Here is a 19,562-nt window from a genome sequence, read left to right on the forward strand (position 1 = left end):
TCACCGGACAAGGAAGAATTCATGCTGAAAACGTCCCGCGGCCTGCTGGCCCTTGTACTCCTGGCGCTCCTGGTGGCCGGCTGCGCCCCGCCTGGCATCGTGGAACGGATTCCCGATGACGACCCCGGCCACCTGCTGGAGCAGGCCCGTGAGCAGGGCCCGGAGCAGGCGGCGATCAGCCGTCTCGAAGCGGCCGACATCCTAGCACAGCAGGGCCAGACGACGCAGGCGTACGAAGTTGCCGTGGCGATCGATGACGCCCGACTGCCGGGCGAGCACCGCCTACACTGGGCCATGCTGCTTTCCGAGCTTGGCGAGCAGGTCGACGAACCCTGGGCCGTCATCCAGGCCACCGAACTGCTCGACGAGATTCAACTGCCGCGCGACGCCCGCGTGATCCTCAGCGAGCGGCGCGGCCTTGCCCTCGCGCGTCTCGACGAGCATCAAGCGGCCGCCGCCCTGCTGCTGTGGGTGCAATCCCAGACCGACCGCGACACCCTCAACGACCCGATCTGGTCTTCGATCTCCCGCCTCGAGGGCAACGAACTGTCCGTCCTCGCCGACGATGCCGACGCCATCACGCTAGGCTGGATCGACCTGGCTCAGCTGATGCGCGACAGCAGCGGCGACATCGAACGTCTGTTCGTCCGCCTGGAGGAGTGGCGCGAGCGCAATGCCCGCCACCCCGCCGCCAGGCGCGTGCCGGAGGAGCTGTTGGCCCTGCGCGAACTGCGCGGCCAGACGGTGAACCATATTGCCGTCTTCCTGCCCCAGTCCGGGCCGCTAGCGAGCGTGGCCGAGGCGATTCGCGACGGCATCCGAGCACATCATGGCAGCGCGGCGGAAAGTAACGGCAACGTCCGGCTTTCCTTCATCGACGCCAGCTACGGCGATCTCGAGGCGCTCTATGCAGAAGCCCGTAACCTGGGCGCGCAGGTCGTGATCGGCCCGCTGGACAAGGACCAGGTCACCGAGCTTGAAAACCGCGACAGCGTGCCGCTGCCCACCCTGGCGCTGAACTACGGCCATGGCGACACTAACCGCGCCCAGGGCCTGTTCCAGTTCGGGCTTTCCGCCGAAGACGAGGCGCGCCAGGTGGCGCGCCGTGCACGCGAGGATGGCCACCACCGCAGCGCCATGCTGGTACCCGATAACGAATGGGGCGCACGCGTCGGCCGCGCCTTCGAGCAGGAGTGGCGTCTGCGCGACGGCATCATCACTGCGCTGGTGACCTACGACCCCCGCGGCTCAGCCACCGAAAGCACCCGCCGCGCGCTGTCCGGCGGACGCCCCGACATGCTGTTCCTGCTAGCGCTGCCCAGCTACGCGCGCCAGGTGCCACCCAACCTGGACTTCGCCGGCGCCGCCGATCTGCCGATCTATGCCACCTCCCATCTGTTCGAGGGGCGCCCCCAGCCGCTGCTGGATCACGATCTCGACGACGTCTATTTCCTCGACATCCCCTGGCAGATCCCCGACGCAGCGGTCGGAGGCGTGGAAGCCCTGCCCTACCTGGCCAGCTATCGCACCTTGCGCCAGGATAGCGACGCCTCGATCTTCCGCTTGATGGCCATGGGTGTGGATGCCTATGAGCTGGCGCGCCGCCTGCCGCAGCTGCAGCTCCTGCCGGAAAGCCAGGTCCACGGCGCAACGGGCCTGCTGGTCCCCGGCCATGATGGGCGCATCCAGCGCCGCCTGCCCTGGGCACGCTTCGAAAGTGGCGTACCCAGGCCTATCCTCTCCTTCGAAGTGCTCGGCAATGGTCAGCTCCGCTGATGCCCGCGCCAGGGGCTCGCAGATCGAGCGCCTGGCCGCCGACTGGCTCGTCGCCCGCGGCCTGGTGCTGCTGGCGGCGAACCAGCAGTGCAAGGGCGGCGAGCTCGATCTGGTCATGCGTGACGGCGAAACGCTGGTCTTCGTCGAGGTGCGCCACCGTGCCGACAGCCGCCATGGCCATCCCCTTGAAACCATCACCGCGACAAAACAGCGTCGGCTAATCCATGCCGCGCGTTTTTATCTCGCGCGCAACCGGCTATCATGTCCCTGCCGTTTTGACGCCTTGGCCGTGACAGGCACCCCACCCGCTCTCGATTTCGACTGGGTGCAGAGCGCCTTCGACGCGTTCTGACCGGTTCACAGTCCCCTGCACCAGGACTCGGTAGAATGGATTTTCAGCAACGTATACTTGGCCACTTCAACGCCAGCATCGATACCAAGACCTACGCCAGCGAGGTACTGCCGCCTTTCATCGAGGTGGCCAGTCAGATGATGGTCCAGTGCCTGGTCAACGAGGGCAAGATACTGGCCTGCGGCAACGGCGGCAGCGCCGGCGACAGCCAGCACTTCTCATCGGAACTGCTCAATCGCTTCGAGCGAGAGCGCCCGAGCTTGCCCGCCCTGGCATTGACCACCGATACCTCGACGCTGACCTCGATCGCCAACGACTACAGCTACAACGAGGTCTTCTCCAAGCAGATCCGCGCCCTGGGTCAGCCCGGCGACGTCCTGCTGGCAATCTCCACCAGCGGCAACTCCGCCAATGTCATCCAGGCGATTCAGGCCGCCCACGACCGCGACATGACCGTGGTGGCATTGACCGGCCGCGACGGAGGCAACATGGCCTCCCTGCTCGGCCAGGATGACTGCGAGATTCGCGTGCCCGCCACCTCGACGGCGCGTATTCAGGAAGTGCATCTGCTAGTCATCCACTGCCTGTGCGACCTCATCGACGAACAACTCTTCGGTAGCAGCGAGTAATCCCCATGACGTTCACGAGACTGTTGAGCCTGCTGATCATCTCTATGGCACTGACCCTCGGCGGCTGCACCACCGTCACCGGTGTCGCCAATCCTGGCACCATCGACGAGAACTACGGCAAGCGCACCCTAGGCGCCCAGGTCGAGGACGAGAGCATCGAAACCAAGATCTCTCACAACCTACGGCGGTCCGACGCGCGCCTGGGCGACGCACGGATCAATGTCGACAGCTACAACGGCATCGTGCTGCTCACCGGCCAGGTACCGAGCGAAGAGCTCAAGCGGCGAGCTACCGAAGTCGCCCTTGAGGTGCGCAACGTGCGCGACGTACATAACGAACTCTCGGTCGCCGCCAACCTGCCGGCCAGCCAGCGCATGTCAGACACCTGGATCAACACGCGTATTCGCACCAGCCTGGCTGCTGACCAGAGCATCGACACTACCCGCCTGCGCTTCGTGACCGAGAACGCCAGTGTCTATGTCATGGGCATCGTGACACGCTCGGAAGCGGACCGCATCGTCAACGCGATTGCTAACATCGGCGGCGTGCAGCGCATCGTCAAGGTCTTCGACTACCTGGATTGACCGCACTGCGCCTTGACCTGTGGCCAGCCAGGCATGACTTGAGCAAGAACACAAAGGGCCGGGGAATCTCCCCGGCCCTTTGTGTTTGGCATCGCGATAAACTTTCCTGCGTCCATCAGGCGCGCCGTGTCGCGCAGACGGTTACTTGATCACACGCAACGAAGGCTTGCCCTTGCGAGGCGTATCGGCGCCACGCTCATCACCTTGCGGTCGCGCAACGTCGCGCTCGACGCCGGTCAATTCCGCGCGCTCGGCACCATCGGTTTCGTCCTGCCCCGGACCAGGCAACACCGGCTCATGGCCGAAGACCATGCCCATGCCGTTCTCACGTGCATAGATGGCCACCAGCGCCTCACTCGGCACCTCGACCCGCATCGGCTGGCCGCTGAAACGGGCGTGGAAGCGGACGGCATCGTTGCCGATGAAAAGATCGCGCACCGCCGTTGGGCCCACGTTGAGCACGATCTGGCCGTTCTGCACAAACTGCCGCGGCACGATGACGCCAGGCTGTTCAGCATCCACCACGATATACGGGGTGAGGTCGTTGTCCAGCAGCCACTGGTAGAGGCCTCTGGCAAGATAGGGACGGCTCGACAGCATTTGGCTCTGCCCTCCTCGTTGACGTTGGCGATGCCAGGCCGCGGCCCGGCACCACGCTCAGGTACGCATTTCGCGCTCGTTCTCACTCAGCGAGGAGAGGAACGCATCGCGCTCGAAGAGGCGCTCCATGTAGGTCACCAGCGGCTTGACCTGCTTCTCGGGTAGCTCGATGCCCAGCACCGGCAAGCGCCACAGAATGGGGGCAATGCAGCAGTCGACCAGCGAGAACTCTTCGCTCATGAAAAAGGGCACGTCCTCGAAGATCGGAGAGATGCCCACCAGGCTCTCGCGCAGCTCCTTGCGCGCCCGGTCCGCCTCCTTCTTGCCGCCTTGCTCGATCTGCTCGACCATCGGGCACCACTCGCGCTCTATGCGATGCATCCAAAGCCGGCTCTGGGCCCGGGCGACAGGATAGACCGGCAGCAGCGGCGGGTGAGGAAAACGCTCGTCGAGGTATTCCATCATCACCTTGGATTCGTAGAGCACCAGATCCCGATCCAGCAGCGTCGGCACGCTGTTGTACGGATTGAGGTCGGCGAGCTCTTCGGGTCGCTGGTCACCGCTGACCTCGACGATATCTACCGCCACGCCCTTCTCAGCGAGCACGATGCGCACACGATGACTGAAGTGATCATCACTCCCTGAATAGAAGATCATCGATGATCGCTTGGCCACTACACCCATGAAACTATCCTCGCTTCAATTCGAACCCGCATGATAGCACGCCGTCATCGTCGGGTGGACGCCTGCCCTGCAGGCAATGCGGGTTCCTGGCAGAAGGAAAAGGGGCGTATGGCTATCGCCATACGCCCCTCAGGTCACGACAGACCGATTCGCAGCGAATCAGTGGATATCGCGCCAGTACTCACGCTTGAGCAGGTAGGCCAGCACGCCGAAGATAAAGATGAAGATCAGCACCTTCGGGCCAAGCACCTGGGCCTGCAGCTTGGAAGGCTCACCCACGTAGGAGAGGAAGTTGGTCAGGTCGTAGACCGCCTCCTCGAACTCGGCCGGCTCCATAGCACCCGGGCGGGTAACCTGCAGCACGTCGCACGACTGGTACTTGCCAGTGAGCGGGTCGAGCTCGGCACCCGGCACGGGGCGATCCGTCTGAGAGCAGACGCGCTCCTGTACCCCCTGCAGCGGCTCGAGCACGTTGGGCATGGCCACCATCTCAAACACCGCGTTGTTGACGCCGTTCGGACGGCTGGGGTCGCGGTAGAACGTCATGAGATAGGAGTAAATCCAATCGGTGCCGCGCAGACGTCCGTGCAGCGTCAGGTCCGGCGCCGGAGCGCCGAACCAATTGGCGCCGTCCTGACGGGTCATGGCCGTGTGCATTTGATCGTTGAATGCCAGCGACGACGAGAAGATCAGGTTCTGTTCTACCAGATCCTGGGGCATGCCGAAATCCTCGGCAGCCCGCGCGAAGCGCTGGAACTCCAGCGAATGGCAGCCCATGCAGTAGTTGACATAGAGCTGCATGCCGCGCTGCAACGACTCCTTGTTGTTCAGGTCGGGCGTCATCGAGTACGGCACATCAACAGCCGGTGCAGCCATCGCCGTGAAGGGCACCAGCGCGAAGAGCAGTGCGAGCAGTTGCTTTTTCATTAGCCAGTCACCCTTTCCGGCAGGGGTTTGGTCTTCTCCATCCTGGTGTACAGCGGCATCAGCAGGAAGAAGGCGAAGTAGATCACGGTGCACAGCTGTGCCACGGCCGTACGCATCGGCGTGGCGGGCAGTGCGCCGAGAATACCCAGGACCACGAAGCTGACCGCAAACAGCGCGAGCATGACCTTGGACATCCAGCCCTTGTAGCGCATGGAGTTCACCGGGCTACGGTCGAGCCACGGCAGTACGAACAGCACAGCGATCGCACCGCCCATGAACACGACACCCAGGAACTTGGCATCGAGGCCGAAGAGGTCGAAGGTGATCGCACGCAGGATCGCGTAGAAGGGCGTGAAGTACCACACCGGCGCGATATGGTCCGGCGTCACCATCGGGTTGGCCGGCTCGAAGTTGGGCCGCTCGAGGAAGTAGCCGCCACCCTCTGGGAAGTAGAAGACCACAGCGGCGAACACGAACAGGAACACCGCGACGCCAAAGACATCCTTGACGGTGTAATAGGGGTGGAAGGGGATGCCATCCAACGGCTTGCCGGTCTCGTCCTTCTTCGCCTTGATGTCGATGCCGTCGGGGTTGTTGGAACCCACTTCGTGCAACGCGATCAGGTGCAACACCACCAGCGCCAGGATCACGATGGGCAGCGCCACCACGTGTAGGGCAAAGAAGCGGTTCAGGGTGATGCCGGAGATCAGGAAGTCACCCCGCACCCACTGGGCCAGATCGGGGCCGATGACGGGAATGGCGGAGAACAGCGAGATGATGACCTGGGCACCCCAGTAGGACATCTGGCCCCAGGGCAGCAGGTAGCCCATGAAGGCTTCTGCCATCAGCAGCAGGTAGATGGCCATGCCGAAGATCCACACCAGCTCGCGCGGCGCCTTGTACGATCCGTACAGCAGCGCGCGGAACATGTGCAGGTAGATCACCACGAAGAAGGCCGACGCGCCGGTGGAGTGCAGGTAGCGAATGAGCCAGCCATACTCCACGTCGCGCATGATGTATTCGACGGAGGCGAAGGCGCCTTCGGCGGAGGGGTTGTAGCTCATGGTGAGCCATACCCCGGTCAGGATCTGGTTGACCAGCACCAGCAGCGCCAGCGATCCGAAGAAGTACCAAACATTGAAGTTCTTGGGCGCATAGTACTGGGACAGGTGCTCCTGCCACATCTGCGTGGCGGGGAAGCGGTCGTCGACCCAGCGCATGAAACCGCTTTCCGCCTTGACACGATTCGGGTTACCCATCACGCGGTCTCCTCATCTTCGCCGACGATGATATCGTCGCCTTCAAAGCGGTAAGGCGGAACTTCGAGGTTGGTCGGCGCCGGCACGTTGCGGAACACGCGGCCCGACAGGTCGAAGTAGGAACCGTGACAAGGGCAGAAGTAGCCGCCCGGCCAGGCCGTCATGTCCACGTCTTCCGGCTCGGGGCGGAACAGCGGGGAGCAGCCCAGGTGAGTGCAGATGCCGATCAGTACGGAGATTTCCGGGCGGATGGAGCGCAACGGGCCGGAGATGTAGGCGGGCTGCTGTGGCACCTGGGAGTCCGGATCGGCCAGGCGCGTCGGGTCGAACTGCTCAGTACGCTCGATCATTTCGGGCGTGCGTCTCACGACCCATACCGGCCGGCCACGCCATTCGACGGTCATGCGCTGCCCGTCCTCGAGCTTGGAGATATCCGCCCGAACGGGCGCCCCCGCCGCTCTCGCCCTGGCACTCGGCTGCCAGGAAGCCACAAAGGGAACCGCCACTCCTACAGCCCCCACCGCACCCACGACGGTGGTGGCTCCCAGGAGCAGTCGGCGCCGCCCTTTGTTCACGCCGTTGTCTGCCATTTTCTGGTTTCTCCCATCAGCTTACCCGTTGATCCAGCACGGGGAGGACTCCCGCGACCACGGATACCAAATCCGCCATATAGTAAGGAATCGCTCCGCTTCGCACAAGACGAAGGAGGCCTGACCAAGGTGGAATTCCGTTTGTAATTACCTGAAATAAAAATAAAAAAACCCGGGCATTGGCCCGGGTTTTTTCGTTCGACGAAGCGATTAACGCTTGGAGAACTGAGGACGACGGCGCGCCTTGCGCAGGCCGACCTTCTTACGCTCGACCTGGCGAGCGTCACGCGTGACGTAGCCTGCCGCACGCAGCGTCGGACGGAAGTCTTCATTGTACTCCATCAGGGCACGAGTGATGCCGTGACGAATGGCACCCGCCTGAGCGGAACCGCCGCCACCCTTGACGGTGACAAACACGTCGAATTGGCCGGTGGTTTCGGTCAGCTCGAGCGGCTGACGCACTACCATGCGACCGGTGACACGACCGAAATACTGGTCGAGTTCACGATCGTTCACGGTGATCTTGCCGGTGCCCGGCTTGAGGAAAACGCGAGCCGTGGAAGTCTTGCGGCGCCCGGTACCGTAGTATTGCTGAGTCATGGCAATGGTCCCTTCAGATGTTCAGTTCTTGCGGCTGCTGGGCGGCGTGCGGATGTTCGGCACCAGCGTAGACCTTGAGCTTGGAATACATGGCGCGGCCCAGCGGACCCTTCGGCAGCATTCCCTTCACGGCAGACTCGATGATCCGCTCGGGAGCGTGGTCGATCATCTTTTCGAAGGTCATGGAGCGCAGGCCACCCGGGTAGCCGGTGTGGCGATAGTAGGTCTTGGCCTTGGCCTTGTTGCCGGTGACGTGAACCTTCTCGGCATTAACGACGACGATGTAGTCACCGGTATCAACGTGCGGCGTGAACTCGGGCTTGTGCTTGCCGCGCAGACGACGCGCAATTTCGGTAGCCAGGCGACCCAGCGTCTTGCCAGTGGCATCGACGACATACCAGTCGCGCTGGACGGACTGCGGTTTGGCAGTAAACGTCTTCATGGACATCACCACAAAATATTCAAGTGTATTGGATTCCACGTCGCGGACGGCGCTGGAATCATCCCTATTCTTCTTGGTTGTATCCGCCCTGGGGAGGAGACAACGTTCGAGCGAGGCAGCATTCTACATGAATCCCTCGCCCAGGTTAAGCCATTTCACGGCTTGTGCGGTAAGGCCAGGTACTCGTGGGACTGCATCTCCTGCAGCCGGGACAGGGTCCGCTGGAACTCGAACTCGAGGCGGCCGTCGGCGTATAGCGCAGCCGCCTCGACCTCGGCCGACATCAGCAGCTTGACCCCGCGGTCGTAGAACTCGTCGACCATGTTGATGAAGCGCCGCGCCTGGTCATCGGTGGCCGCCCCCATGCGCGTCACGTTGGACACCAGCACGGTATGGTATTCGCGCGCCAGCTCGATGTAGTCGTTCTGGCTGCGCGGGCCGTCGCACAGTTCACGAAACTCGAACCATACTACGTCGTCATGCAGGCGCCGGGCATGCAGCACGCGATGATTGATCTCGATGGGCACGTCCCGCTCACCCTCGTGGCCGGCGATTTCACGGAAGCTGCGGGCCAGCTCGCGCTCGGCCGCCTCGTCCAGCGGCGCGTGGAAGATTTCGGCTCGTTCCAGCGCGCGCAGCCGATAGTCGATGCCGGAATCGACGTTGACCACGCGACAGTGGCGCTTGAGCAGGGCGATGGCCGGCAGGAAGCGCGCCCGCTGCAGACCATCCTTGTAGAGTTCGTCGGGTACGATGTTGGATGTCGCCACCAGCACGACGCCGCGCTCAAACAGTGCCTCGAGCAGGTTGGCCAGGATCATGGCATCGGTGATGTCCTTGACGAAGAACTCATCGAAGCATATCACCCGCGCCTCGGCGGCAAACTTGCCAGCGATCAGCGTCAGCGGGTTCTTTTCGCCCTTGTAATGCTGCAGCTCGTTGTGCACCCGCTGCATGAAGCGGTGGAAATGGGTGCGCATCTTGTCGGGAAACGGCAGCGACTCATAGAAGGTGTCGACCAGATAGGTCTTGCCGCGCCCCACCCCACCCCAGAAATAGAGCCCCTGAACCGCTGGCGGCTCAGGCGCTTCGGGAGGCTTCTCGCGCTTGCCGAACAGCCCTGCCATCTTCGACTTGAGACCGCGCCCGGCGGTCACCGCTCGCGGCTCGGTGCGCGGCGCCGCCAGCAAGGCGTCGTAGAGGCGCTGAAGCTCGGCTACCGCCTGCTCCTGGGCAGGGTCGTACTGAAAATCGTCTCGCTCGAGGTCGGCACGGTAGCGCGCCAGCGGCGTGGTACCTTGGGCCGAGCGAGCAGCTGCGGGGGACGCAGTCGCACACATGGCAGTTCCTTGCTGATCGGACTCTTGAGGTGCAGGCCACGTATTATACGCACCCGACGCGGCATGCGTAGAAAAATGGCCCCCGGCCCGTCGGGCCACACGTTGACCCACTCTCGCCCAGCGCCCCTATAATGGGCCGCCGGCAGGCCGCATGGCTCCCATGCGTCAAGCATGCACCTTCATCAGGAGAATTTCGTGGAATATGGCAACGTGAACTGGCTTCTGGCCATCATTAGCCTGCTCGTCGGCCTTGGGCTCGGCGCGCTGGGCTACCACCTGCTTGGCTCATCGGCCGGCACCCTGCAGCAGCTTCGCCGCCAGTCTGCCGAGAAAGAGCGCGAGCTGGCCGAGCTTCGCGAAGGGCTGGGCGAGCACTTCAGCCAGGTGGGCATGATGGTGGGCAATCTGCAGCGCGAGATGCGCACGCTCGAGCATCGACTGAAGGAAGATGCCAGCACGCTGCGCTGCGAAACCGATAAGGTGCGTCAACTGGACGCGGCGGACCAGCCGGCCCTGACGGGCCAGGCCAACGAGCCGCCGATGCCGCGCGACTACGCCGATGGCACCGGCGGCACGCTGTCTGAAAATTTCGGCCTCAAGCCGAGCGAGGAGCCGAGCCAGACGCCCCAGCCTCCGCGCTATTGAGCCAAGGCGGCACGATTCGCCTGGCGATAGCCGGGGCGACGCCCGGCTCAGGCCGGGTTGTCGATGTCGACGAAGCGATGGCATACGCCATGCTCGCGGGCCAGCCACTCCCCGAGGGCTTGCACACCATAGCGCTCGGTGGCGTGATGGCCCGCCGCCAGATAATGAATGCCAAGCTCGCGCGCCAGATGGGTGGTCCGCTCGGAGATCTCGCCGGAAATATAGGCGTCGGCTCCCGCCTCCCAGGCCTTAACGATCATGTCTTGCGCCCCGCCGGTACACCAGGCGACGCGCTTGACCGCATGCCTACCGGGCGCCTCGATCAGCAGCGGCTCACGCCCCAGCGCCTCGGCCACCTGCCCGGCGAAGGCCGCACAGGAACGCGCCTCCGCCAGCCGACCCAGCCAGAGCAGGCCCTCGCCCAGCTCGCCATCGGCACAGCCTTCCACCTCCAGCGACAGGCGTTTAGCCAGCTGAGCGTTGTTGCCGAGGCTCGGATGGGCGTCGAGCGGCAGGTGATAGGCTACCAGACTGATGTCATTGAGCAGCAGCGTGCGGATCCGCCGCTGCTTAATTCCGGTGATGGCCACCGGTTCGTTCTTCCAGAAATAGCCGTGATGGACCAGCAGCAGGTCCGCCTGCCAGGCCACCGCCTCGTCCAGCAGGGCCTGGCAGGCCGTCACACCGCTCATCACGCGCGCCACGCTGTCACGCCCGGCCACTTGAAGGCCATTGATGGTGTAGTCGTTGAAGCGTGACGTTCCGAGCATGGCATCGCATGCTTGTACCAGGGTATCGCGGGGAATCATGTCGCCTCCGGACAGCGCTTTGCCGCCAATGTTACAATGCCCCCATTGTAACGATTGCGCGGGACAGCATCGACCGCGCGCCCATCAGGAAACGCCGTATGCGTCGTTCTCTTCTCGCCTATGCACTGCCAATCGTCATCGGCGTGCTGCTGGCTATCGTACTGCTCAACGCCTTCCCACAGTTGCTGGAGCGTTCCACTCCCCCCAGCGCAGGAACCGATGCGGTTCGCCAGCCGCCGGGGGCCGACATCCGGCAAACCCCGGCGCGCCCGCTGCCCGAGATACAGCGCGCCGCGCCATTGTCGCGTCAGCAAGGGCCCGTCAGCTACTCCGAGGCGGTGGAGAAGGCTGCGCCCGCAGTCGTCAACATCTATTCTTCCCGCGTCGTGTCGCGGGAGCAGCATCCGATGATGTCGGATCCCTTTTTCCGCCAGTTCTTCGGCGACGAGCTGCCGACCCAGCAGCGCCTGCTGTCGAGCCTCGGCTCGGGCGTAATTGTGAGCGACGATGGCTACGTGCTGACCAACCACCACGTGATAGACGGCGCCGACGAGATCCAGGTCGCCCTGCGCGATGGCCGCGAGACGCTGGCCCACGTGATCGGCACCGACCCGGAGAGCGACCTCGCGGTGCTGCGTATCGACCTCGACAGCCTGCCGGTAATCGCCATCGCCAGCGATGACGATGTGGCGGTAGGCGACATCGCCATGGCCATCGGCAACCCCTTTGGCGTCGGCCAGACCGTCACCATGGGTATCATCAGCGCCACGGGGCGCAGCCACCTGGGCCTGAGTGCCTACGAGGACTTCATCCAGACCGATGCCGCCATCAACCCCGGCAACTCCGGCGGTGCGCTGATCAATGCGGAAGGCGCCCTGGTGGGCATCAATACCGCCATCTTCTCGCGCTCGGGCGGCTCACAGGGGGTCGGCTTCGCCATTCCTACCCGGCTTGCGCGCAGCACGCTTGACGCCCTCGTCACCCAGGGTCGCGTCATCCGCGGCTGGCTCGGCATCGAAGCCCAGGAGATGACCCCCGAACTTGCGGCCTCGTTCGGACTTCAGGTGGCCAGGGGAGTAGTGATTTCCGGCGTGGTACCGGACGGCCCTGCGGACCGCGCCGGCCTGCGCCCGGGCGACGTGCTGCTCGAAGTCGATGAGCGCCCCATTCTCGATGCGCGGGCCGCCATGAGCGATATCGCCGCCATTCAGCCGGGCGCCACCCTGCCGCTCACGGTGGTTCGCAGCGGTGATCCCATCACCGTCAAGCTGGAGGTCGGCGAACGGCCGCTGCCCCAGCCAAGGCGCCAGGAGCGCTAAAGGCGTTTTACAGCGCCCTCACATAGGGCGCCCTTCAGAAAAGAGCCACAAAAAAAACCCCGCCTTGGCGGGGTTCATGAGACAGCCTCCACTCAGTTGGAGGTGTCGATGATTCGGTATTCCGCCGAGCGCGCATGGGCCGTCAGCGACTCTCCCCTGGCCAATACCGACGCCACCCTGCCGAGGTTCGAGGCGCCCTGCGGCGAGCAGTGAATCAGCGAAGAGCGCTTCTGGAAGTCATACACTCCCAGCGGCGAGGAGAAACGAGCGGTCCCGGACGTCGGCAGCACGTGGTTGGGCCCCGCGCAGTAATCGCCCAGCGCCTCGGCCGTATGGCGTCCCATGAAGATGGCACCGGCATGACGCACCGCCGGCAGCAGCGCCTGCGGGTCTGCCAGGGAGAGTTCGAGGTGCTCCGGGGCGATACGGTTAATCAGCGCTACCGCTTCATCCCGGTCGCGGCAATGGATGAGTGCACCACGCCGCGCCAGCGATTCGCGCACGATCGCCTCGCGCTCAAGGGTCGGCAGCAGCCGCGCCATGGCCTGTTCGACCGCCTCCAGGTGCGCGGCATCCCAGCTCAGCAGGATGGCCTGGGCATCCTCGTCATGCTCGGCCTGGGAAAAGAGATCCATGGCCAGCCACTCCGGGTCGGTGCCCCCGTCGGACACCACCAGGATCTCCGAGGGGCCGGCAATCATGTCGATGCCGACCTGGCCAAATACCGCACGCTTGGCGGTGGCGACATAAATGTTGCCCGGCCCGACGATCTTGTCGACCTGGGGCACCGTCTCGGTGCCATAGGCGAGCGCCGCGACCGCCTGGGCCCCGCCAACGGTGAACACATGGTCCACGCCGGCCAGGTGAGCAGCGGCCAGTACCAGCTCATTGACCACGCCGTCCGGCGTTGGCACCACCATGACGATTTCCCCCACCCCCGCCACGTGGGCCGGGATGGCGTTCATCAATACCGACGAGGGGTAGGCGGCCTTTCCTCCCGGCACGTAGATGCCGGCGCGGTCCAGCGGGGTGACCTGCTGACCAAGCACCGTGCCGTCCTCTTCGACATACTGCCAAGAGCCTGACTTCTGGCGTTCATGGTAGCGGCGCACGCGCTCCGCCGCCTGAGTCAGGGCATCCTGCTGGGCTGGCGGCAGTGCAACGAAGGCTTGTTCGAGCCGCTCGGCACCCAGGGTCAGCTCTACCATGCTCGACACCGAGACACGATCGAAACGGTTGGTGTATTCGACGAGCGCTGCGTCACCACGCGCACGCACCTCGGCGATGATATCGTCGACGCGCCGCTGCACCTCGGCGTCGGAGACCCCCTCCCATGCCAGCAGGGCGTCGAGTCGGGACTGGAAATCGACCTCGCCGGTGGCAAGACGCGCGATATCGAGACTGAGGACTGGAGTTTCGCTCATCACTGCATGGCTCTCCCGCAAAAGGTGTTTCGGTGACCGCGAGCGCCCAGCGGCGCCATCACGTCGCCGTGCCGGCCGCCTTGCGCCGTGCCGCCACGGCCTCGGCCAGGCGGGCGATCAGGGGGCGAAGGCGCTCATGCTTCATGGTCATGGCCGCCTTGTTGACCACCAGGCGCGTACTGATCGGCGCGATCAGCTCACGCGGGGCCATGCCGTTGGCGCGCAAGGTGTTGCCGGTATCGACGATATCGACGATTTCGTCGGCCAGATTCATCAGCGGCGCCAGCTCCATCGCCCCATACAGCTTGATGACTTCGGCCTGGATGCCCTGCTCGGCGTAGTAGCGCCGCGCCACTTTCACAAACTTGGTGGCCACCCGCCGCCGCGCCCGGGCGGGGCTGGCACCCTCAATGCCGGCGGTCATCAGCTTGCACTTGGCGATCTCGAGATCCAGCGGCTCGTAAAGGCCTTCGGCGCCATGTTCAAGCAGCACATCCTTGCCCGCCACGCCCAGATCGGCGGCGCCGAGCTGCACGTAGGTCGGCACGTCGGTGGCCCGGATCACGACCAGCTTGACGTCGTCGAAGTTGGTATCGAAGAGCAGCTTGCGGCTCTTGCCCAGGTCTTCCGCCGGCACGATGCCGGCATCGGCCAGCAGCGGCAGGGTCTCGTCGAGAATACGGCCCTTGGAAAGCGCCAGAATCAGTTGTTTGCTCATGGTCTCGTCTATGGTCGGGAAGCGCCTGGAAACACCTCAGCCGGGGATGCGTCGGATGCGGGCACCCAGCAGCTGCAGCTTCTCCTCGATGCATTCGTAGCCCCGGTCGATGTGGTAGATACGATCCACCAGGGTCTCGCCATCGGCCATCATCGCGGCCACCACCAGGGAAGCCGAGGCGCGCAAGTCGGTGGCCATCACCGGCGCGCCGGAAAGTCTCTCCACGCCGGTGATCAGGGCGGTATTGCCCTCGAGCGCGATGTTAGCCCCCATGCGGTTCAGTTCCTGCACGTGCATGAAGCGGTTCTCGAAGATGGTCTCGACCACGCGAGAGGTACCGTCGGCCACGGCGTTGAGCGCCACGAACTGCGCCTGCATGTCAGTGGGAAAGCCTGGATAGGGGGCCGTGCGGATGTTGACCGGCGAGGGGCGCCGGCCTTCCATGTCGAGCTCGATCCAGTTCTCGCCGACGCTGATGCGCGCGCCCGCCTCTTCCAGCTTGGCCAGCACCGCTTCGAGGATATCGGCACGAGTGTTACGCACTCGCACGCGGCCGCGACTGAGAGCACCGGCCACCAGGAAGGTGCCGGTCTCGATGCGGTCCGGCATCACGTCATGGTAGGCAGCGTGCAGCCGCTCGACCCCTTCGATGATGATGTTGTTGCTGCCATGGCCGCGAATCTTGGCGCCCATCTTGATCAGGCACTCGGCCAGGTCGACCACCTCGGGCTCGCGCGCGGCGTTCTCCAGTATGGTGGTGCCTTCCGCCAGGGTAGCGGCCATCAGCAGGTTCTCGGTGCCGGTCACCGTCACCGTGTCGAAGAAGATGGTCGCCCCTTTCAGGCGCCCGTCGACGCGCGCGCGGATATAGCCGCCCTCGACGCGGATGTCAGCCCCCATGGCCTCAAGGCCGCGGATGTGCAGGTCCACCGGTCGCGAGCCGATGGCGCAGCCACCCGGCAGCGAGACATCGGCATGGCCGAAGTGGGCCAGCAGCGGACCCAGCACCAGGATCGAGGCCCGCATCTTCTTCACCAGCTCGTAGGGCGCGTGGCAGTCCTTGACCTGCGCACCGTTGAGCTGAATGCTCATCTTTTCGCCCATGACCGTCTCGACACCCATGCGCCCGAGCAGCTCCAGCGTCGTGGTGATGTCCTGAAGATGCGGCAGGTTGCCGATGGTCACCGGCTCGTCCGCCAGCAGGGTCGCGCAGAGAATGGGCAGGGCGGCGTTCTTGGCACCGCTGGCCCAGACCTCGCCGTCGATGGGGCCGTTGCCGGTAATGATCAGCTTGTCCATGGATGCTTGACCGTCAGGCCCCCTGACCGGGTGACGCCGTGTTCTCCGGCGCCTCAACCCACTGCGCCGGGGTATAGGTCTTGATGCTGACGGCGTGCACGGCCCCGGAGGCGATCTCCTCGGACAGGGCACCATAGATCAGCTGCTGGCGCTTGACCGGTGACAGGCCATTGAACACCTCACCCACGGCAATAACCTGGAAATTGCAGCCTTCACCCTGGATATGGAACTCGCAGCCCTCGATACGGGCATCGAGCAGTGCCTTGATGTCACTGGGTTGCATGAAAAGCGGAACTCCTTGAGCGAAGAGGAAGGGCATGTCGTGCCGCAAGCAGCGGCCGGCAAGTCAGGGAATCCCTACATGGTAATGAAAAGCAGCGCGCTTGGCGATGCCGGGGTTGGGCCGATGTGCCTGGAGGCGGCACGGCGAGTGGCGTCAGGCGGCCTGCGCATCGACGATCGGCAGCAGGGCGTCGAGCCCGGCCAAACGGGTCAGCCGCAGCAGCGGCGGCGAGAGCCGGACCCCGCCGATCTCGATGCCGGCCGAGCGCGCCTGGCGGGTCCATTCCAACAGCATGCTGAGCGCGGCGCTGCTGATGCGCCCCACCCCGCCGAGATCGAGGGTCACCCGAGTACCGGCAGGCTGCTGGCCCAGCCAGGCGCTGCCGGCCTGGACCAGGGGCGAGGCAATCGCGAAATCGACGTCGCCGTTGACGACCAACCCCTCGGGGCCCGCCTCCAGGGAGACCCCGTCGAGGTCGAGCAGGCGCGTCAAGCGCCCTCCTCCAGCGCCTCGGCGGCAAGTTCGGGCGACCAGTTGGAGATGACGGCGTCGTAGTCACGGTTGTGATCGCGCATCGCCTGGTCGAACTGGTTGCGGAAGGTCAGGCCGAGGTTAATCCCGTTGACGATCACATTGACCACCTTCCACTGCCCATCGGTGAGACGCAGGGTGTAGCTGACCGGAAATACCGCGCCATCCATCGCCACCACCTCCATCGACACCGAGGCCTGATCCTCGTGGCGAGGCGGCCGCTGGCTGTCGAGGACGCGCAGCTCACGATAATCGAAGGTCACCAGCCCCTTGGTGTAGGTGTCGATCAGGGTCTGGCGGAAGGTATCGACGAAACGCGAGCGCTGCTGCGGCGTGGCGTTCTGGAAGTAGCGTCCCATCACGCTGGCGCCGATGTAGCGAAAGTCGGCGATGTCGTCGAGGCTCTCGTCCACCAGTGCCTTGAGCTCATCGACATTGGCGGCGAAGTAGTCCTTGCGTCCGTCAATCTGGCTCATCAGTTCGTCGATGCTGTGGCGGATGACCTGCTCGGGGCTGCGCTCGGCCGCCGCCTGTACGGGCAGGGCGACCAGCAGCAGGCAGAGCGCCAGCGCCCACAGGCGAACGGTAGAAACGGTTATGAGAAAACGCATGGCTGGACCTCGAAAAGACGGTGGAAGAGTGAGGATCAATGATCAATCACTGACCATGTTGGACACGAATTGCTGGATGAGTTCTTCAAGCACCAGCGCTGACTGGGTATCGCGGATGGTGTCGCCGTCATGCAGCACCTCCGGGTCGCCACCGACCGTGAGACCGATGTACTGCTCGCCCAGCAGCCCGGCCGTGAGGATGGCGGCCGTGGTATCTCGCGACAGCCGCCCTTCGAGGTCGGCATTTAGTTCCAGCACAACGCGCGCATCATACCAGTCGGTGTCCAGCTCGATGGAAGCCACGCGGCCCACCGTCACGCCAGCCATGGTGACCCGGGCGCGGGGCTTGAGACCGCCGATGTTGGCAAAGTTGGCCTCGAGCCGGAAGGTGTCGCCAGGCATGGCGAAGGTCAGGCCGCTGACGCGCAGCCCCAGGAAGAGCAGCCCCAGGATGCCAGCCAGCATGAACAGGCCGACGCCCAGCTCCATCGTTCTGCTGCGTCTCATTGCATTTCTCCGAACATCGACACATAGCGTCTCATTATCAGGAAAGTCCTCCGAACATCACGGCGGTCAATACGAAATCCAGGCCCAGCACGGCCAGCGACGAATAGACTACGGTGCGGGTGGTGGCGCGGGAGATTCCCTCGGAAGTGGGCACCAGGTCATAGCCCTGGAACACGGCGATCCAGGTCACCACCACGGCGAACACCAGACTCTTGACCATGCCGTTGCCCACATCGCCGATGAAGTCGACGCTGGCCTGCATGTTGCCCCAGTAGGAGCCCTCGAAGACCCCCAGCCACTCCACGCCGACCAGGTAACCACCATAGACCCCAACGACGCTGAAGCCGACGGTCAGCAGCGGCAGGGCCACGAAGCCGGCCCACAGCCGCGGTGCAACGACGCGGCGCAGCGGGTCCACGCCGATCATCTCCATACTGGTAAGCTGCTCGGTGGCCTTCATCAGGCCGATTTCCGCCGTCAAGGCCGAGCCGGCACGCCCCGCGAACAGCAGAGCCGCTACCACAGGCGACAGCTCGCGCAGCAGCGACAGCGCCACCATCTGACCCAGCGCCTGCTCGGCGCCGAAGTCGACCAGGATGGTGTAGCCCTGCAGGGCCAGCACCATACCGATGAACAGGCCCGAAACCAGCACGATGGCCAGCGACAGCACGCCGACGAAGTGCATCTGCCGCAGCCACAGCCCCCAACCCTCGCGGGAGGGCACGCCGATTGCCGACTGCGCAAGGAACAGCGCCGAACGCCCCAAGGCCTCGAGCATGTCGCAGCCGCGGCGCCCTAGGTGGAGGAGACGGCCGATCATCGGCGCTCCTCCCCGTTGAGGATATCGCCGAAAAAGTCACGTGCCGGATAATGAAACGGCACCGGCCCATCGGGTTCGCCGTGCACGAACTGGCTCACACGAGGGTCATCGTCCACGTCCAGCAGCTCTGGAGTGCCGTGGGCCATGACCCGGCCATCGGCGATCACGTAGACGTAATCAGCAATCGACAGGGTTTCCTGAATATCGTGGGACACCACCACCGAGGTGAGGCCCAGCGCCTCGTTGAGCCGCTTGATCAACTGCACCAGCACTCCCTTGGAAATCGGATCCTGCCCCACGAACGGCTCGTCATAGAGGATCAGCTCAGGGTCGAGCGCCACCGCACGCGCCAGCGCCACACGCCGGGCCATGCCCCCCGAAAGCTCGGCAGGCATCAGTTCCCGTGCGCCACGCAGGCCGACCGCCTCGAGTTTCATCAGCACAATGTCGCGAATCATGGGCTCTGGCAGCGTGGTATGCACCCGCAGCGGAAAAGCCACGTTCTCGAACACGCTGAGATCGGAGAACAGCGCTCCGCTCTGGAACAGCATGCCCATGCGCCGCCGCAACGAGAATAGCGCCTTGCGCGATAGAGCATGCACATCGGCACCGTCGATCATGACCCGCCCGGCGTCAGGCGCCAGCTGGCCGCCGATCAGCTTGAGCAAGGTGGTCTTGCCGGTGCCGCTGGGGCCCATGATGGCCGTCACTTTGCCGCGCGGGATCGCCAGGTCTACGCCGCAGAAGATTTCCTTGTCGCCACGCGAGAAATGCAGACCCTCCACTACCACGAAAGCGGAATCGGTCATTGCG

24 protein-coding genes are annotated in these 19,562 nt (G+C 64.3%); 6 read left to right on the plus strand and 18 right to left on the minus strand.

Translation table 11 applies throughout. The features are described from left to right. Window positions 1-21 precede the first annotated feature (21 nt). From ACT7B3_RS11330 to ACT7B3_RS11345, 4 genes are read left to right on the plus strand one after another with little or no spacing between them, the layout of a single operon-like run. Window positions 22-1,776 (plus strand): penicillin-binding protein activator, encoded by a 1,755-nt coding sequence (locus ACT7B3_RS11330; protein ID WP_445158017.1) that lies wholly within the window; start codon window positions 22-24, stop codon window positions 1,774-1,776. Further along, window positions 1,760-2,128 (plus strand): YraN family protein, encoded by a 369-nt coding sequence (locus tag ACT7B3_RS11335; protein ID WP_444677297.1) that lies wholly within the window; start codon window positions 1,760-1,762, stop codon window positions 2,126-2,128. Before ACT7B3_RS11330 ends, ACT7B3_RS11335 begins: the two co-directional genes overlap by 17 nt. Window positions 2,129-2,163: 35 nt before the next feature. Further along, entirely contained in the window at window positions 2,164-2,757 is a 594-nt protein-coding gene (locus ACT7B3_RS11340; protein WP_444677296.1) for a phosphoheptose isomerase, read from the plus strand. Between the two features lie 5 nt (window positions 2,758-2,762). Continuing rightward, entirely contained in the window at window positions 2,763-3,341 is a 579-nt protein-coding gene (locus ACT7B3_RS11345) for a BON domain-containing protein (protein ID WP_444677295.1), read from the plus strand. Between the two features lie 141 nt (window positions 3,342-3,482). Here the strand turns inward: ACT7B3_RS11345 and ACT7B3_RS11350 are convergent, their stop codons facing one another. From ACT7B3_RS11350 to zapE, 8 genes are all read right to left on the minus strand, one after another. Then, complete coding sequence (locus ACT7B3_RS11350) at window positions 3,483-3,941, minus strand: ClpXP protease specificity-enhancing factor (RefSeq protein ID WP_444677294.1); 459 nt, start codon at window positions 3,939-3,941, stop codon at window positions 3,483-3,485. A 57-nt stretch (window positions 3,942-3,998) separates the two neighbouring features. Next, a complete protein-coding gene (gene sspA, locus ACT7B3_RS11355; RefSeq protein ID WP_444677293.1) occupies window positions 3,999-4,625 on the minus strand; it encodes a stringent starvation protein SspA in 627 nt (208 codons plus the stop codon). A 159-nt stretch (window positions 4,626-4,784) separates the two neighbouring features. Then, the gene (locus tag ACT7B3_RS11360; protein WP_444677292.1) at window positions 4,785-5,552 is read right to left on the minus strand and encodes a cytochrome c1; all 768 of its coding nucleotides are present in this window, start codon (window positions 5,550-5,552) and stop codon (window positions 4,785-4,787) included. Continuing rightward, entirely contained in the window at window positions 5,552-6,811 is a 1,260-nt protein-coding gene (locus ACT7B3_RS11365; protein WP_444677291.1) for a cytochrome b, read from the minus strand. Before ACT7B3_RS11365 ends, ACT7B3_RS11360 begins: the two co-directional genes overlap by 1 nt. Next, entirely contained in the window at window positions 6,811-7,401 is a 591-nt protein-coding gene (petA, locus tag ACT7B3_RS11370) for a ubiquinol-cytochrome c reductase iron-sulfur subunit (protein ID WP_444677290.1), read from the minus strand. The genes ACT7B3_RS11365 and petA overlap by 1 nt, the downstream gene beginning before the upstream one ends. A 210-nt stretch (window positions 7,402-7,611) precedes the next feature. Continuing rightward, complete coding sequence (gene rpsI / locus ACT7B3_RS11375; RefSeq protein WP_444677289.1) at window positions 7,612-8,001, minus strand: 30S ribosomal protein S9; 390 nt, start codon at window positions 7,999-8,001, stop codon at window positions 7,612-7,614. Window positions 8,002-8,014: 13 nt separating this feature from the next. Beyond that, the gene (gene rplM, locus ACT7B3_RS11380; protein WP_444679308.1) at window positions 8,015-8,443 is read right to left on the minus strand and encodes a 50S ribosomal protein L13; all 429 of its coding nucleotides are present in this window, start codon (window positions 8,441-8,443) and stop codon (window positions 8,015-8,017) included. Window positions 8,444-8,598: 155 nt separating this feature from the next. Beyond that, window positions 8,599-9,783 (minus strand): cell division protein ZapE, encoded by a 1,185-nt coding sequence (gene zapE, locus ACT7B3_RS11385; RefSeq protein WP_445158018.1) that lies wholly within the window; start codon window positions 9,781-9,783, stop codon window positions 8,599-8,601. Window positions 9,784-9,978: 195 nt separating this feature from the next. On the opposite strand from zapE, the gene ACT7B3_RS11390 reads away from it, so the two are divergent. Further along, window positions 9,979-10,428, plus strand: coding sequence for a ZapG family protein (locus ACT7B3_RS11390; protein WP_444677288.1), 450 nt, complete (start codon window positions 9,979-9,981; stop codon window positions 10,426-10,428). A gap of 47 nt (window positions 10,429-10,475) precedes the next feature. Here ACT7B3_RS11390 and ACT7B3_RS11395 read toward each other — a convergent pair whose 3' ends face one another. Then, a complete protein-coding gene (locus ACT7B3_RS11395) occupies window positions 10,476-11,237 on the minus strand; it encodes a Nif3-like dinuclear metal center hexameric protein (protein WP_445158019.1) in 762 nt (253 codons plus the stop codon). A gap of 98 nt (window positions 11,238-11,335) precedes the next feature. Here ACT7B3_RS11395 and ACT7B3_RS11400 point away from each other — a divergent pair, with 98 nt between their 5' ends. Then, window positions 11,336-12,556: a Do family serine endopeptidase gene (locus tag ACT7B3_RS11400; protein WP_445158020.1), complete on the plus strand. Its 1,221-nt coding sequence runs from the start codon at window positions 11,336-11,338 to the stop codon at window positions 12,554-12,556. Between the two features lie 92 nt (window positions 12,557-12,648). On the opposite strand, the gene hisD is transcribed toward ACT7B3_RS11400, so the two are convergent. The 9 genes from hisD to ACT7B3_RS11445 form a co-directional block, all read right to left on the minus strand. Beyond that, window positions 12,649-13,980 (minus strand): histidinol dehydrogenase, encoded by a 1,332-nt coding sequence (gene hisD / locus ACT7B3_RS11405; RefSeq protein ID WP_445158021.1) that lies wholly within the window; start codon window positions 13,978-13,980, stop codon window positions 12,649-12,651. Window positions 13,981-14,038: 58 nt separating this feature from the next. Continuing rightward, window positions 14,039-14,698, minus strand: a complete 660-nt coding sequence (gene hisG / locus ACT7B3_RS11410; RefSeq protein ID WP_445158022.1) for an ATP phosphoribosyltransferase — start codon at window positions 14,696-14,698, stop codon at window positions 14,039-14,041. 36 nt (window positions 14,699-14,734) lie between these two features. Then, complete coding sequence (murA, locus tag ACT7B3_RS11415) at window positions 14,735-15,997, minus strand: UDP-N-acetylglucosamine 1-carboxyvinyltransferase (protein WP_445158023.1); 1,263 nt, start codon at window positions 15,995-15,997, stop codon at window positions 14,735-14,737. A gap of 13 nt (window positions 15,998-16,010) precedes the next feature. After that, a complete protein-coding gene (locus ACT7B3_RS11420; protein WP_445158024.1) occupies window positions 16,011-16,280 on the minus strand; it encodes a BolA family protein in 270 nt (89 codons plus the stop codon). 153 nt (window positions 16,281-16,433) lie between these two features. Further along, window positions 16,434-16,772 carry an STAS domain-containing protein gene (locus tag ACT7B3_RS11425; protein ID WP_444677285.1) on the minus strand — a complete coding sequence of 113 codons (339 nt, stop codon included), beginning with the start codon at window positions 16,770-16,772 and terminating at the stop codon, window positions 16,434-16,436. After that, complete coding sequence (locus ACT7B3_RS11430; RefSeq protein ID WP_444677284.1) at window positions 16,769-17,422, minus strand: MlaC/ttg2D family ABC transporter substrate-binding protein; 654 nt, start codon at window positions 17,420-17,422, stop codon at window positions 16,769-16,771. The genes ACT7B3_RS11425 and ACT7B3_RS11430 overlap by 4 nt, the downstream gene beginning before the upstream one ends. A gap of 42 nt (window positions 17,423-17,464) precedes the next feature. Next, window positions 17,465-17,929, minus strand: a complete 465-nt coding sequence (mlaD, locus tag ACT7B3_RS11435) for an outer membrane lipid asymmetry maintenance protein MlaD (RefSeq protein WP_445158025.1) — start codon at window positions 17,927-17,929, stop codon at window positions 17,465-17,467. Between the two features lie 37 nt (window positions 17,930-17,966). Beyond that, entirely contained in the window at window positions 17,967-18,749 is a 783-nt protein-coding gene (mlaE, locus tag ACT7B3_RS11440; protein ID WP_444677282.1) for a lipid asymmetry maintenance ABC transporter permease subunit MlaE, read from the minus strand. Further along, the gene (locus tag ACT7B3_RS11445) at window positions 18,746-19,558 is read right to left on the minus strand and encodes an ABC transporter ATP-binding protein (RefSeq protein ID WP_445158026.1); all 813 of its coding nucleotides are present in this window, start codon (window positions 19,556-19,558) and stop codon (window positions 18,746-18,748) included. Before ACT7B3_RS11445 ends, mlaE begins: the two co-directional genes overlap by 4 nt. Between the last annotated feature and the right edge of the window lie 4 nt (window positions 19,559-19,562).

The organism is Halomonas sp. E14 (assembly GCF_052568415.1).